Source organism: Embleya australiensis (assembly GCF_051903075.1).
GTDB lineage: Bacteria > Actinomycetota > Actinomycetes > Streptomycetales > Streptomycetaceae > Embleya.
Map to the genome: position 1 here is coordinate 888,706 of NZ_CP182423.1, position 12,187 is coordinate 900,892.

Below are 12,187 nucleotides of genomic sequence, written 5' to 3' on the forward strand. Positions count from 1 at the left end.
ATCCGCAGGCCCGACATGGCGGCTCGGCCCACGGCGCACCCCGCGACTATGGCGACGGACTCCATGTGCCCGCAGGCTCGCCCTTCCTACGATATGGCCATGGCAACCAGTACGATCACCGGCGACCACCCGCCCACTCCCCCCGACGACCCCTTCCTCGCCGGACGCGTCGTATTGGTGACCGGGGCGGCGAGCGGGATCGGACGCGCCTGCGCCCTCGCGTTCGCCGCCGCCGGCGCACACGTGCACGTCGTGGACATCGCGGTCGACGCGGCCGAGGCGGTCGCCGAGGAGATCGGCGGCACCGCGCACGGGACCGATCTGGCCGACCCGGACGCCGTGGACGCGCTGCCGACCCGGGTCGACATCGTGGTCAACAACGCCGGTCTGCAACACGTGGCGCCGATCCAGGAGTTCCCTCTCGAACGGTTCGCCCTCATCCACAAGGTGATGGTGGAGGCGCCCTTTCGCATCATGCGCCGCGTCCTGCCGCACATGTACGCGCAGAACTGGGGGCGCATCGTCAACATCTCCTCGGTGCACGGTCTGCGGGCGAGCGCGTTCAAGTCGGCGTATGTGAGCGCCAAGCACGCCCTGGAGGGGCTCAGCAAGGTCGCCGCCCTGGAAGGCGCCCCGCACGGGGTGACCAGCAACTGCGTCTGCCCCGGCTACGTCCGCACGCCGCTGATCGAGGGCCAGATCGCCGCCCAGGCCGCCGCGCACGGGATCCCCGCCGACGACGTCGTCCGCGACATCCTGCTGGAACGCACGGCGATCAAACGGCTGATCGAGCCCGAGGAGGTCGCCGCGGCGGCCCTGTACCTGTGCGGGCCGCACGCCCGCCACGTCACCGGAACCTCGTTCGTCCTGGACGGCGGCTGGACCGCACACTGACTCGCACGGCGAACGGACGGACGGACGGACCACCATGGCAGAGCAACACCCGGGGCGACCCGCGCGGTTCACCCGGGATCTCCTCGACCTCCTCTCCGCGGACGCGCCCGCCGAGGACTTCCGGGCCCTGGCCGCGCAGGCCCGCGCGGCCGGTGCCGCGCCCGACGATCTCGCGGACCTCGACGACGCCACGGCGAAGGCCCTGCGCATCCGCGGCACGCTGCGCGAACACCGGCGCCGGGAGCGGGAGTTGACCGCGCTGTTCGACACCGCGAGCGACCTGGCGGCGCTGCGTGACCTGGATTCGGTGCTGCGCTCGATCGTGCGACGGGCGCGGATGTTGCTGGGCACCGACACCGCGTACCTCACCCTGCCCGACGAGGAGGCCGGCGACACCTACATGCGGGTGACCGACGGATCGGTATCCCCGATCTTCCAGGCCCTGCGCCTGGGGCTCGGGGACGGCCTCGGCGGCCTCGTCGCACAGACCGCGCGGCCCTACGCGACCCCCGACTACCGCACGGACACCCGCTTCCGGCACGTCGACCGGGTCGACGAGGGGGTTCTCGACGAGGGACTGGTCGCCATCCTCGGCGTGCCCCTCCTGCTGGGTTCCACGCGCGGGGACGGAGGCAAGGTCGTCGGTGTCCTGATGGCGGCCGACCGGGCGCCGCGCACGTTCGGCGGCGACGAAGTGGCGCTGATGAGCTCGCTGGCCACCCACGCCGCCATCGCCATCGACACCGCGCGCGCCATGGCCGATACCCGGGCGGCGCTCGCGGAACTGGCCGAGGCGAACACCGTGATCCGGGCCCACGCCGACGCGGTGCAGCGCGCCGAGGAGGCGCACGACAAACTCACCGACCTGGTACTGCGCGGCGGCGACCTGCCGGACGTGGCCGCGGCGGTCGCCGAACTCCTCGGCGGGGCGGTCGCCATCCACGACACGGCCGGACTGGACCTGACCGGCACCACGACCGATGACGGCTCCACCCCGCTCGGCGGCGCCGAACTGGTCCGCGCCGCCGAGGAGTCGCACGCGCTCGGCCGCGCGGTGGCGTGGCACGGAGGGTGGGTGTGCGCCGTCCTGGCCGGGCCCGAGGCGCTCGGCAGCCTGGTGCTGCATCGCACCGAGCTCGACGACGCCGACCGGCACGTCTTCGAGCGGGCCGGCGTCGTGGCCGCGCTCCTGCTCCTGCTGCGCCGCTCGGTCGCGGAGACCGAGAACCGGGTCCGCGGCGAATTGCTGGCCGACCTGCTGACCGATCCCGACCGCGATCCCGCGTCCCTGTCGGCTCGGGCGCGGCGTTCCGGGATCGACCTCGACCGCCCCCACCTGATCCTCGTCGCCGACACCGCGACGTCGGACCGGGAGCGGCTCGCGGCGCGTGCCCGGCAATACCTGTTCGCGGGCGGCGGCGTGACCGCGCAGCACGCCGGGTCCACGGTGTTGCTCCTGCCGGACGACGGCACGCCGCCCGGCGAGGCGGCCCGACGCGCCGCGAGCCGGCTCGGCGTACGTACCGGAGCGCCGGTCACCGTCGCCGCGGCGGGTCCCGCCGTCGGTGCGCGCGGCATCGCAGCGGCCCACGCCGAGGCGGCCCGCTGCCTGCGCGCCCTGATCGTGCTGGGCCGCACCGGCGACGGCGCCTGCGCCGCGGAGCTGGGGTTCCTGGGCGTCGTACTCGGCGGCCGGCAGGACGTCGACACCTTCGTCGGCGACGCGTTGGGCCCGCTGCTGGCCTACGACGCGCGGCGCGGCACGGAGCTGGTGCGCACGCTCCGGGTCTACTTCGCGTGCGGCGGCAGCCTGACCCGCGCCAAGGACGAACTGCACATCCACGTCAACACGGTCGTACAACGCCTGGACCGCGTCGAGGCCCTCCTGGGCCCGGACTGGAACGGGCCGCAGCAGGCACTCGAACTGCAACTCGCCCTGCGCCTGCACCAACTCACCGAACGCCCGCCGACGGTCGTCGCCGAGAGCTGCGCTCCCCCACCCCCGGGCCGATGATGTGAGGTGGGCGCGCGACGCCCTTTCATATCCCGCACCGAGGAGGCGGCAGCATGACTGCCACGAACGACCCGCACCACGACGAGACGGCCTTGCCGCACGAAACCACCGCCGCGGACGAACACCGCCGCGTCGCGGGCGTGTTCACCGAGCGGATACACGGCGTGCCGGCCGCCGCGTGGGACGACCCGGCACCGTGCGAGGGGTGGACCGCCCGGGACGTGGTGCGCCATATGGTCGAGTGGTTCCCGGCGTTTCTCCGATCGGGCGCCGGGATCGAACTGCCCAAGGGGCCGCCGGTGGACGACGACCCGGAAGCCGCCTGGGCCGTGCATACCGAGGCGGTGCAGGCCCTCCTCGACGACCCCGCCACCACCGGCAAGGTGTTGGTGAACCCGAATATCGGGGAGCTGCCGCTGGGCGAGGCGATCGACCGGTTCTATACGGTCGACGTCTTCATGCACACCTGGGACCTGGCCCGGGCGACCGGCCAGGACGAGCGGCTGGACCAGGCCACGTGCGCCCGGCTCCTGGAAGGGATGTTGCCGCTCGACGAAGTCCTGCGCGGCAGCGGCCACTACGGCCCCCGGGTCGAGGTTCCGGAGGACGCCGACGCACAAACCCGCCTGCTCGCCTTCATCGGCCGCACGCCCTGACTCCCGCCGCCGCTGCGCGAGGGCGGGAGTCAGGTCTCCGGGGCGGGTGTCAGACCTTCGACGAGACGGCGGCGACCGCCGGGTCGGTGGTCGCCGTACCGCGCTTCGGCGCGACCTTGCGGGTGTCTCGGCGGCGGGACATCGTGGCGCGGGGGCGGGGGATCGCGGCCGGGCCGGGGAGCGCGAAGCTCCGGGTCGAGACCTGAAAACCGTTGACGCACAGGACTTCGAGCCGGGCGCCCACCCCCACGGCGTCGGGCAGTTCCATCGTCGTGGTCGAACGTCCGCCCGGTTCCAACGGGAAGTGCTCCCCGGGCGACGGCTTCACCGGGCCGCCCTCCACGTCACCGGGAGCGAACCGGAGGTGCATCGCCGTCGGGGCCACGGCTCGCGGGTCCGCGACCGTCGCGATCTCCAGGACGGCGGAGCCCGAACGGGCGACCAGGCGGACATCGATCTCGGGGCCGGGTTCGCCGTAAGGGTTATGGGCGGTTCGACCACACGGGTCGCAGGACACGGTGACCCGGTCCATGACGCCCGGGTACAGGCTGGTGTACACCACACGCTCGCCGTCGTTCCCGCAGCGACCGCAGGGTTTGGCGGGGCCGACCCTTACCACCTGGTGGGTGGCGATCAGCGCGTCGCAGAGGTGGTCGAACCATCCCGGGTGCTCGATCAGGCGAGCCAGCGCGTGCGTCCAGCGCGACGCGTGCTCGCTCACCTCCTGCGCGAGCGCGGCACCCGTCGGGTCGGTGACACCGCCGGCGATGACACCGGCGTCACCGGCGACACCGGCGCGTACGGCCGCGAGGATCGAGGCCTGCGCCTCGTCGTTGTGCAGGCGCATCGCACGCAACGATCTGGCACCCGGACCCGTCGTGCGGTTCCGGAGTTGCGCGTCCAGGTAGTGGTGGATCCGGTCCACCGTCGCGATGTCCTCCAGCCACGAGGCGATCCGTGTGGTGGATGTCGCGATCGTGACAGACTCGCCGTTGAGCCTGTCACCGTGATGAGTGACGGTCACCTGTTCCTCCGAGTATGAGGCTCGGGCCATTGCCCGGCCGAGTGCTCGGAGCCTGTCCACGCTTCGACGACGCTGTCGAAACGACAGGCCCCGAAATCCGGTTCACCACGGGTGCGGTTCCCCGGTGGGGCTGACCAACCCCGCCGATAATTTTCCGCTCGTGTCGCGCCGTTGCCTAGTGGTTCAGGTGGCGAGACTGCGAGGGTGGGGCCGACAATCTCGGGGCCTGCGTAACGGGAAGCAGGCCGTTCCGGATGGATGAATCACCCGATTCGGCTCATGGGCGGGGCCACGGGTTGGGCGAGCACGTGGCGCTGCCGGTGACGAGGGTCAACGTCTGCTGCATCATCACCGGCGCAGGGGCGCCCGACCGGTCACACATCTCGTGCATGTGACCGAGGCGATGGCCGACTTCGTGGTTGATCAGCATGCGTCGGTAGTTCGCCAGGTCGTCGCCGTACGTCGTGGATCCCGTCGCCCACCGCCACGCGTTGATCATCACCCGCCGGGTGGAGGCGACGTTGCACGAGACACGTTGTTCGCCGGTGTCCAGGCCGTCCTTGGCGCACCACGTGTTGACGGTTCCGGTACTGGCGAGGGTCACGACGAAGTCGGAGTCGCCCGAACCCACCCGTTCCAGTGCGATGGTCCCGTCGCCTCCCCAACTGCGCGTGTCGTTGAGCGTCTCGTGCACGGCGCGCGCGAAGTATGTGGCGTCGATCGACAGGCCCTCCTCGATCTGTATGCGATAGCGCAGTACGCGAGTCCCGCCCCTGGCCTCGTCATGGCCCGGAACGGTACGGAACCGTCCCGAGAGCGCGAGGTCGGCCGGTATCTCCGAGCGTGCCGCGAGCCACTCCTCGTACGGGCGGGTATCCGCGGCGCCGGTGACGTACTTCTCATCCTTGTCGTCTTTTTTGTCCGAGAGTCGGCAGCCGGCCGTCGCCAGGAGCAGGCCGGACGCCAGGAGGGCGGCGAGGATCGACTTGAGGGCCGGGTTCACGATGGGTCGGGCTTCCCGTCTGTCGTGGTGAGCACGGACATCGCGCTCCACAGGATCATCCGCATCCACGTCGAAGGACGCCATGACCGAAGCCACAACGACCGGATCGACGGAACTCCGGCCGACACCGGTGCGATTCTTTCCTGGCCATAACATCACCAAAAGGGGAGATTGCTATTACCCGTGGAATCCGACGTTGGGGATCCTGGTATCCCCTGTACCCCACGCGTGAGATATCGCGTGCCGTCGGAAACGAGGAACTTTGCGAATAACCAGGATCGTCCCCGCCCTCTTGGCCGCATTGCTCATGGTGCTCACCCTCGGCGCCACCGCCACCGCCTCCCCCGCTCCGGTCGAGGTTTCCAACGAGAACCCGTCGGCCGAAGGTCCCCGGCCGATCATCGGTGGCGGATACGCACAGAACGCCCCATGGGCGGCCCGCCTGTTCTCCGCCGGCAGGCAGACCTGTACCTCGACCATCATCGCCCCCACCTGGATCCTGACCGCCAAACACTGCGTCAGCGGTGGGCAGTTGACGTTCCGGATCGGCAGCCTCGACCAGAGTTCCGGCGGCACCGTGGCCAACGGCGCCCAGACCTACACCAATCCGTCGGCGGACCTGGCTCTGGTACGCCTGGACCGCTCCGTCTCGGCGACCTACTCCCGGCTGGGCCGGCCCGGATCGGTGACGGTGGGTCAGAGCGTCCAGGTCTACGGCTGGGGCGCGACGTCCCGGTGCGGCCAGGAGATCAACTGCCAGTCGCAGTTCCTGAAGGTCGCCAACGTGACGGTCACCGGCGGCTGCCGCGACGCGTACAACGGCTCGGCGATCTGCGCCGGTTACGGCAACGGCATCACCGCGGGCGGCGACTCGGGTGGTCCGATGAACGCGAACGGCATTCAGGTCGGCGTCGCCTCCACCAGCGACCGACAGAGCACCACCGCGTACACGAACGTGACCGCGTACCGCACATGGATCCAGTCCGTCGCGGGCGTCTGACCGAGTAGCCGTCGCCCCGCTCCCGAACCCGCCTCCCCCGACTGACCCGAAGACACGCTCCGACGGGGCCTCAGTCGCCGTGGGCGACGGGTTCGGGCTCGGCGTCGAGCGCGTCGAGCACCGCGTCGCCGTGCGCCCTGGCCCACTCGGTCAGCATGTGGATCGGATCGATCAGCGTCGCCCCGAGCGGGGTGAGTTCGTACTCGACCCGCGGCGGCACCTCGGCATAGGCGTGCCGACGAACGAGCCCGTGTGCCTGGAGCCGTCGGAGCGTCTGGGTGAGCACCTTGCGGGAGATCCCACCGATCAGCCCGACCAACTCCCCATGACGCACCGGGCCCCTGCTCAGGCCGTAGAGCACGACCACCGTCCACTTGTCGGCGATCAACTCGACCGCCAGCCGTCCCGGACAGTCGGCGAGGAAGGGATCGCCGGCACCGAATCCGCTCATGCCCCCAAGGTACCTGCCGGTACCCATCAAGAACCTAGCCTGGATCTCTCCCCCTTCCTCACCTCAGGAGAGCCATGCGAGTCGTCACCCAACACACCCTCGGCGGCCCCGAGGTCCTCACCGTCGTGGACGCACCCGAACCCCGCCCGCTCCCGACCGAGGTCCTGGTCCGCGTCAAGGCCATCGGCCTGAACCCGCTGGAGGCGCGCCTGCGCGCGGGCGAGTTCCCGCTGCTCGGCCGGCCACCGTTCGTCCTGGGCTGGGACATCAGCGGGGTGGTCGAGGAGGGCCCGCTGACGTGGCGGTTCCGGCCCGGCGACGAGGTGTTCGGGATGCCCCTGTTCCCGCGCGCGGCGAACGCGTACGCCGAGGTGGTCGCCGCCCCGGCCCTGCACCTGGCCCACAAGCCGCCGTCCCTCTCGCACATCGAGGCCGCGGCACTGCCGATCGCCGGACTCACGGCCTGGCAGGGCCTCGTCGACCTCGCCGCCGTGACCGAGGGCCACCGCGTCCTGATCCACGGCGGAGGCGGCGGAGTCGGCCACATCGCGATCCAGATCGCCAAAGCACGCGGCGCACACGTGATCACCACCGCCGGCCCGAACAAACGGAGCTTCGTCGAGGCGCTCGGCGCCGACGAGGTAATCGACTACACCACCGTCGACTTCACCAGGGCCGCCCGCGACATCGACGTCGTCCTCGACACGATCGGCGGCGACACCGCCGAACGCTCCCTCGCCGTTCTCCACCCGGGCGGCCGGCTCGTAACGGCGGTCGCCGAGGACGACCAAGGCCTGATCGCCGCATACGAAGCAGCCGGCATGCACTTCAGCGGCATCGCCGTCGACCCCGACCCCATCGCCCTACGCGGTCTCGTCGACCTGGTCAACCAGGGCAGACTCCAAGTCCACATCCAAAAGACCTTCCCCTTCGAACACATCACCGAAGCCCACCAACACCTGGACACCGGCCACCTCCAAGGCAAACTCGTCCTCACCCTGTGACGGAACCAGCCCCCGGGGCCGTGCCAAAAGCCGAACGCTCCGCGCCCTGAAGTCGGATCAAAACCCGATGCCCGGGCCCGACCCGACCGGGCCGCCGCGCCCGCGACGCTTCACCCGGCCATTCCGTTCACCACCGCGGCAGGCCGTACATGCGTGAGCGATGAGTTTGGGCGGCGGATCGGGTCTGCCCTGGTACAACCCGCATCACGCTGACCACGCACCTCTCCTGCGACATCTCCGGGTGAACCGATGACCACTGTGCATGCCAACGAAATCGCCATGGGCGTCGAGTCGTTCGGGGACGACAACGCGCCGCTCGTCCTGCTCGCGGGTGGGACCACGATGCTGTCCTGGCCCGACGCGCTCTGCGAGCGCCTCGCCGCCGGCGGGCGCCGCGTGGTGCGCTACGACCTGCGCGACAGCGGGGAGTCGACGACGAAGGACCCGGAAGCGCCCGCCTACACCCTGCGCGACCTCGCCGCCGACGCGGCGGCCCTTGTCGACGCGCTCGGCGGCGGGCCCGCGCACCTCGGCGGGATCGGCGTCGGCGGGATGGTCGCCCAGGTGGCCGTGCTCGACCATCCGGGCGCGTTCTCGGCGCTCACCCTGGTCGGCACCCGCGCGGTCGCCCCCGGCCCGGCCGACGACGACCTCCCCGAGCACGACCAGGCGACGATGGGCCGGCTGTTCGCGCGGGCGATGCCCGATTGGACCGACCGCGAGGCGGTCGCGGAATTCGCCGCCGCCGGCGCGGAGATCCTCGGCAACGACCCCGTCGCCGCGCGCGCGATCGCCGCACGCATCTGGGACCGCACACCCGACACCACGCCCCCGGTCCAGATGGCCAACCAGATGGGCATGGTGTTCTCCAGGCTCGACTGCGCACCCCGCTGGCGCGAACGCCTGCCCGACATCGAGATCCCCACGCTCGTCGTCCACGGTCGCCGCGACCCGTTCTTCCCCCTCGCCAACGGCGAGGCGATCGCACACGAAATCCCCGAAGCACAACTGCTCGTCCTCGACGCCGCCGCCACCACGATCCCCGACACGGCGGTCGCCGAGGTCACCAAGGCAATGCTCACGCTCGCGTAGGTGGTCGTGCCCGCCGGCTGTACCGCCTCGCGCGTTATTCGGCCAGGGTTGGGGCGGCGTGGGACCAGTGGTGTTCGTCGAGTTCGTGGGCTATGAAGCGGGCGAGGTCGGTGCGGGTCACCTTCCGGCCGCCCTTGGGGTTGCTCGCGTCGACGACGCGGTAGTTGCCGGTGGGGGGTTCGTCCTGCAACCGCGCGGGGCGGACGAAGGTCCAGTCGAGGGTGCTTCCGCGCACGATCGTTTCCATCAACCGCATGTCGTCGTACAACTCCCGAGCCAGGGGGGCGACGAGATTGCGGTACCACCAGGGGAAGTTGGGGTCACGGTCGTGCACTCCCCCCGACGTGACCGCGATCAACCGGGGTACGCCCGCCCCTTCCATCGCGGACACCAGCGCTCGCGCCGCGTCGGAGTAGAGCCCGTGTGCGTGCCGCCCCGGCGGGCCGATCGCGGAGACCACGACGTCGTGGCCCTCGACGGCGGCGCGTACGTCGGCGGCAACGCGCACGTCGGCCCGCACGACGTTCGACTTCCCCGTACCGGACGATTCCTCCGGGGACGGGGGCTGCCACCGGGCCGGGTCGCGCACCGCGGCGGTGACGTCGTGGCCCTGTCGCAGGGCCTCGCGGACGACGAGGTGCCCGGTACGGCCGTTGGCTCCGAAGACGATGACGTTGCTCATGACGGTGTCCTCACGTGATCAATGGGTCGAAGGGGTTACAGGAGTCGAAGGAGTCGAAGGGGCCGAAGCGGGCAGCTCGTCGCGTGCACGTGGCAGCAGGAACACCAGGCCCGCGCCGGCCAGACAGGTCGCCGTGACCACCAGCGCACCGATCACCAGACCGTGCGCTCCCGCCTCAGGAGCGCCGGCGTCGTGCGCGGCGAAGTACACCGTGCCCAACACCGCCACACCCAGGGCCGTGGAAAGTTGTTGGAGTGCGTTGAGCGTCCCCGACGCGCTGCCCGTCTCGGCGGGTTCGGCCGCCGCCAGGATCGACTGGACCAGCGTGCCGGACACCAGTCCCACCCCCAGACCCACGACCAGAGTCGGTATCGACAGCGCCCAGACGGCAGACCCCGACCCCGCCACCGCCGCAAGGCCGAGCGTGCCGAGCGCCTCGACCCCGAACCCCAGATGCAGGAGCGAGCGGCCGAGCCGGGCGGACACCGCCGGGGCGAAGAGCGAGGCGAGCCCGATACCCACCGCGAGCGGCGACAGCTGAAGCGCGGTTCCCCACGCGGACCGACCGAGATCGAGCTGGAGGTGGAGGGACAGGACGAGCAGCAGTCCGCCGAGGCCGGTGAAGAACGCCGCGGTGACCGCAAGGCCCCCGACGAACGCGGGTTTGCGCAGCAGGCTCGGCACCAGGACCGGCGAGCGGCTGGTGCGTTGACGTCGGCCGAAGGCGGTGAAGGCCGCGATTCCGGCGGCGATCTCCGCGAACGTCCACCACGGCCAACCCGCCTCCCGCCCCTGGATCAGCGGGTGCACGACGAGCGCGGACCCCATCGCGACCAGGAGCGCGCCCGGCGGGTCGATCCGCACGAGCGGATCCCCCGGGTCGGCCGGCATCCACCGCAGCGCCCCGACCACGGCCAGCGCGCCGAGCGGAAGGTTGATCAGAAAGATCAGCCGCCAGTCGAGTCCGGCCGGATCGAGCGCGATGAGCCCGCCCGCGAGGACGGGGCCGCCGACGCCGGCAAGCGCCATCACCGGCCCGAACGTCGCGAACGCACGGCCGCGTTCGCGTTCGTCGAACACCGAGGTCAGGACGCCGAACCCCTGCGGGATCATCAGCGCGCCGAGCGCACCCTGCACCACCCGAGCCGCCACCAGCACGGTCGGCGAAGGCGCCGCCGCGCACACCGCGGAGGCCATCGTGAACCCGGCGGCACCCAGGACGAACAACCGCCGCCGACCCCACCGATCACCCAGCCGCCCGCCGACGATCAGCAGGACACCGAAGGCGAGCGTGTACCCGGCGGTGAGCCACTGCATCATCGCCGCACCACCACCCAGTCCGGCGCGGACCGACGGGGCGGCCACGTTCATCACGGTCGCGTCCAGCAGGTCCAGCGCCTGGGCGAGCAGCACCACCGCCAGGATCCGCCACCGACGCGGATGGGCACTCGGCGGCGCCGTACGAACGGCCGACGTCGACGTCGAAGCCGACGTCGAAGCGGGAACGGTCACAGGTCTTCCTCCCACGCTTAACAAACACTGTTCGTCAAGCAGAGTGCCCTTAACGAACAGCATTCGTCAAGGTAGGCTCAGCCCATGCCGCAAGCCCGCTCCCGCTCCCGCCCCTCGAAATCCATGCTCGGCCTGGACGCCGTGCTGGCCGCGACCATCGCGCTGGTCGACGAGCTTGGCTGCGAAGCGGTGAGCCTGCGGCGCGTCGCCCAGGCCCTGCAGACCGGTCCCGCCTCGCTCTACGTGTACGTCCGCGATCGGCAGGAGCTGATGGCGCTCGTCCTCGACCACGCGGTGGCCGACGTGGTCGTGCCCGACGACGGCGCCGGGGACTGGCGTACCCGCCTCGAACTGCTCGTCGGACGCATCGTCACGGCCCTGGCCGGCCACAACGACATCGCCTCCGTCGGCCTGCGGGACGCCCTCCCCGGCCCGCACGGCCTGCGCCTGACCGAGGAGATGGCCCGCCTGCTCCGCACGGGCGGACTCGACGACGACGCCTGCTCCTGGGCCATCGACCTGCTCGGCCAGTACATCTACTCGACCGCCCTGGAGAACGCCGGCGCCGGTACCGACCCGCCCACGCCCGAGACGTTCACCGCCCGACTCGACGCCACCTTCCGGACGTTGCCCGCCGATCGATACCCCACCCTGCGAGCCCTGGCCCCGAGCCTCACCGGCGGCAACCAGGACGCCAGGGCGGCCTGGAAACTCCGCGTGATCATCGACGGCCTCCTCGCCCAACCCCCGCACACACCGCTCAACCGAGAGACGCACGTCACACCCGCTCCTGTCACAGGCCGCCGAGGCCCCTTGTCTTAGAGGGGCAACAGCGGACAACACCAAGGAGCGCAC

The 12,187-nt window shown here is 71.2% G+C and carries 12 protein-coding genes; 7 read left to right on the forward strand and 5 right to left on the reverse strand.

Annotated elements, in window-relative coordinates; translation table 11 throughout:
- Positions 1–99 precede the first annotated feature (99 nt).
- The 3 genes from ACMXN5_RS34095 to ACMXN5_RS34105 are packed head-to-tail and all read left to right on the forward strand — an operon-like array spanning position 100 to position 3,564.
- Positions 100–894: a 3-hydroxybutyrate dehydrogenase gene (locus tag ACMXN5_RS34095; RefSeq protein ID WP_439678757.1), complete on the forward strand. Its 795-nt coding sequence runs from the start codon at positions 100–102 to the stop codon at positions 892–894.
- Between the two features lie 34 nt (positions 895–928).
- Positions 929–2,908, forward strand: coding sequence for a helix-turn-helix domain-containing protein (locus ACMXN5_RS34100; RefSeq protein ID WP_439678758.1), 1,980 nt, complete (start codon positions 929–931; stop codon positions 2,906–2,908).
- A 53-nt stretch (positions 2,909–2,961) separates the two neighbouring features.
- Positions 2,962–3,564, forward strand: a complete 603-nt coding sequence (locus tag ACMXN5_RS34105; RefSeq protein WP_439678759.1) for a TIGR03086 family metal-binding protein — start codon at positions 2,962–2,964, stop codon at positions 3,562–3,564.
- Between the two features lie 49 nt (positions 3,565–3,613).
- Here ACMXN5_RS34105 and ACMXN5_RS34110 read toward each other — a convergent pair whose 3' ends face one another.
- Together ACMXN5_RS34110 and ACMXN5_RS34115 are read right to left on the reverse strand one after the other, a co-directional pair.
- A complete protein-coding gene (locus ACMXN5_RS34110; RefSeq protein ID WP_439678760.1) occupies positions 3,614–4,588 on the reverse strand; it encodes a hypothetical protein in 975 nt (324 codons plus the stop codon).
- A gap of 277 nt (positions 4,589–4,865) precedes the next feature.
- Positions 4,866–5,591, reverse strand: coding sequence for a DUF3152 domain-containing protein (locus tag ACMXN5_RS34115; protein WP_439678761.1), 726 nt, complete (start codon positions 5,589–5,591; stop codon positions 4,866–4,868).
- A 262-nt stretch (positions 5,592–5,853) separates the two neighbouring features.
- On the opposite strand from ACMXN5_RS34115, the gene ACMXN5_RS34120 reads away from it, so the two are divergent.
- Entirely contained in the window at positions 5,854–6,591 is a 738-nt protein-coding gene (locus ACMXN5_RS34120; RefSeq protein ID WP_439678762.1) for a S1 family peptidase, read from the forward strand.
- Between the two features lie 70 nt (positions 6,592–6,661).
- Here the strand turns inward: ACMXN5_RS34120 and ACMXN5_RS34125 are convergent, their stop codons facing one another.
- Entirely contained in the window at positions 6,662–7,042 is a 381-nt protein-coding gene (locus ACMXN5_RS34125) for a winged helix-turn-helix transcriptional regulator (protein WP_439678763.1), read from the reverse strand.
- 74 nt (positions 7,043–7,116) lie between these two features.
- Between ACMXN5_RS34125 and ACMXN5_RS34130 the strand changes: the two genes are divergently transcribed.
- Positions 7,117–8,046: an NADP-dependent oxidoreductase gene (locus tag ACMXN5_RS34130; RefSeq protein WP_439678764.1), complete on the forward strand. Its 930-nt coding sequence runs from the start codon at positions 7,117–7,119 to the stop codon at positions 8,044–8,046.
- A gap of 249 nt (positions 8,047–8,295) precedes the next feature.
- On the forward strand, positions 8,296–9,138 hold the full coding sequence (locus ACMXN5_RS34135; RefSeq protein WP_439678765.1) for an alpha/beta fold hydrolase: 843 nt from the start codon (positions 8,296–8,298) through the stop codon (positions 9,136–9,138).
- A 34-nt stretch (positions 9,139–9,172) separates the two neighbouring features.
- Here the strand turns inward: ACMXN5_RS34135 and ACMXN5_RS34140 are convergent, their stop codons facing one another.
- Together ACMXN5_RS34140 and ACMXN5_RS34145 are read right to left on the reverse strand one after the other, a co-directional pair.
- Positions 9,173–9,820 (reverse strand): NAD(P)-dependent oxidoreductase, encoded by a 648-nt coding sequence (locus ACMXN5_RS34140; protein WP_439678766.1) that lies wholly within the window; start codon positions 9,818–9,820, stop codon positions 9,173–9,175.
- An 18-nt stretch (positions 9,821–9,838) separates the two neighbouring features.
- Positions 9,839–11,332 carry an MFS transporter gene (locus tag ACMXN5_RS34145; RefSeq protein ID WP_439678767.1) on the reverse strand — a complete coding sequence of 498 codons (1,494 nt, stop codon included), beginning with the start codon at positions 11,330–11,332 and terminating at the stop codon, positions 9,839–9,841.
- An 84-nt stretch (positions 11,333–11,416) separates the two neighbouring features.
- Here ACMXN5_RS34145 and ACMXN5_RS34150 point away from each other — a divergent pair, with 84 nt between their 5' ends.
- Positions 11,417–12,154 (forward strand): TetR/AcrR family transcriptional regulator C-terminal domain-containing protein, encoded by a 738-nt coding sequence (locus tag ACMXN5_RS34150; RefSeq protein WP_439678768.1) that lies wholly within the window; start codon positions 11,417–11,419, stop codon positions 12,152–12,154.
- Positions 12,155–12,187: the final 33 nt, after the last annotated feature.

Excerpts from the sequence above, each read along its gene's own strand:
- ACMXN5_RS34100 (WP_439678758.1), top strand. The coding sequence starts at position 929 with ATGGCAGAGCAACACCCGGGGCGACCCGCGCGGTTCACCCGGGATCTC.
- ACMXN5_RS34140 (WP_439678766.1), bottom strand. The coding sequence starts at position 9,820 with ATGAGCAACGTCATCGTCTTCGGAGCCAACGGCCGTACCGGGCACCTC.
- ACMXN5_RS34105 (WP_439678759.1), top strand. The coding sequence starts at position 2,962 with ATGACTGCCACGAACGACCCGCACCACGACGAGACGGCCTTGCCGCAC.
- ACMXN5_RS34130 (WP_439678764.1), top strand. The coding sequence starts at position 7,117 with ATGCGAGTCGTCACCCAACACACCCTCGGCGGCCCCGAGGTCCTCACC.
- ACMXN5_RS34150 (WP_439678768.1), top strand. The coding sequence starts at position 11,417 with ATGCCGCAAGCCCGCTCCCGCTCCCGCCCCTCGAAATCCATGCTCGGC.
- ACMXN5_RS34135 (WP_439678765.1), top strand. The coding sequence starts at position 8,296 with ATGACCACTGTGCATGCCAACGAAATCGCCATGGGCGTCGAGTCGTTC.
- ACMXN5_RS34125 (WP_439678763.1), bottom strand. The coding sequence starts at position 7,042 with ATGAGCGGATTCGGTGCCGGCGATCCCTTCCTCGCCGACTGTCCGGGA.
- ACMXN5_RS34095 (WP_439678757.1), top strand. The coding sequence starts at position 100 with ATGGCAACCAGTACGATCACCGGCGACCACCCGCCCACTCCCCCCGAC.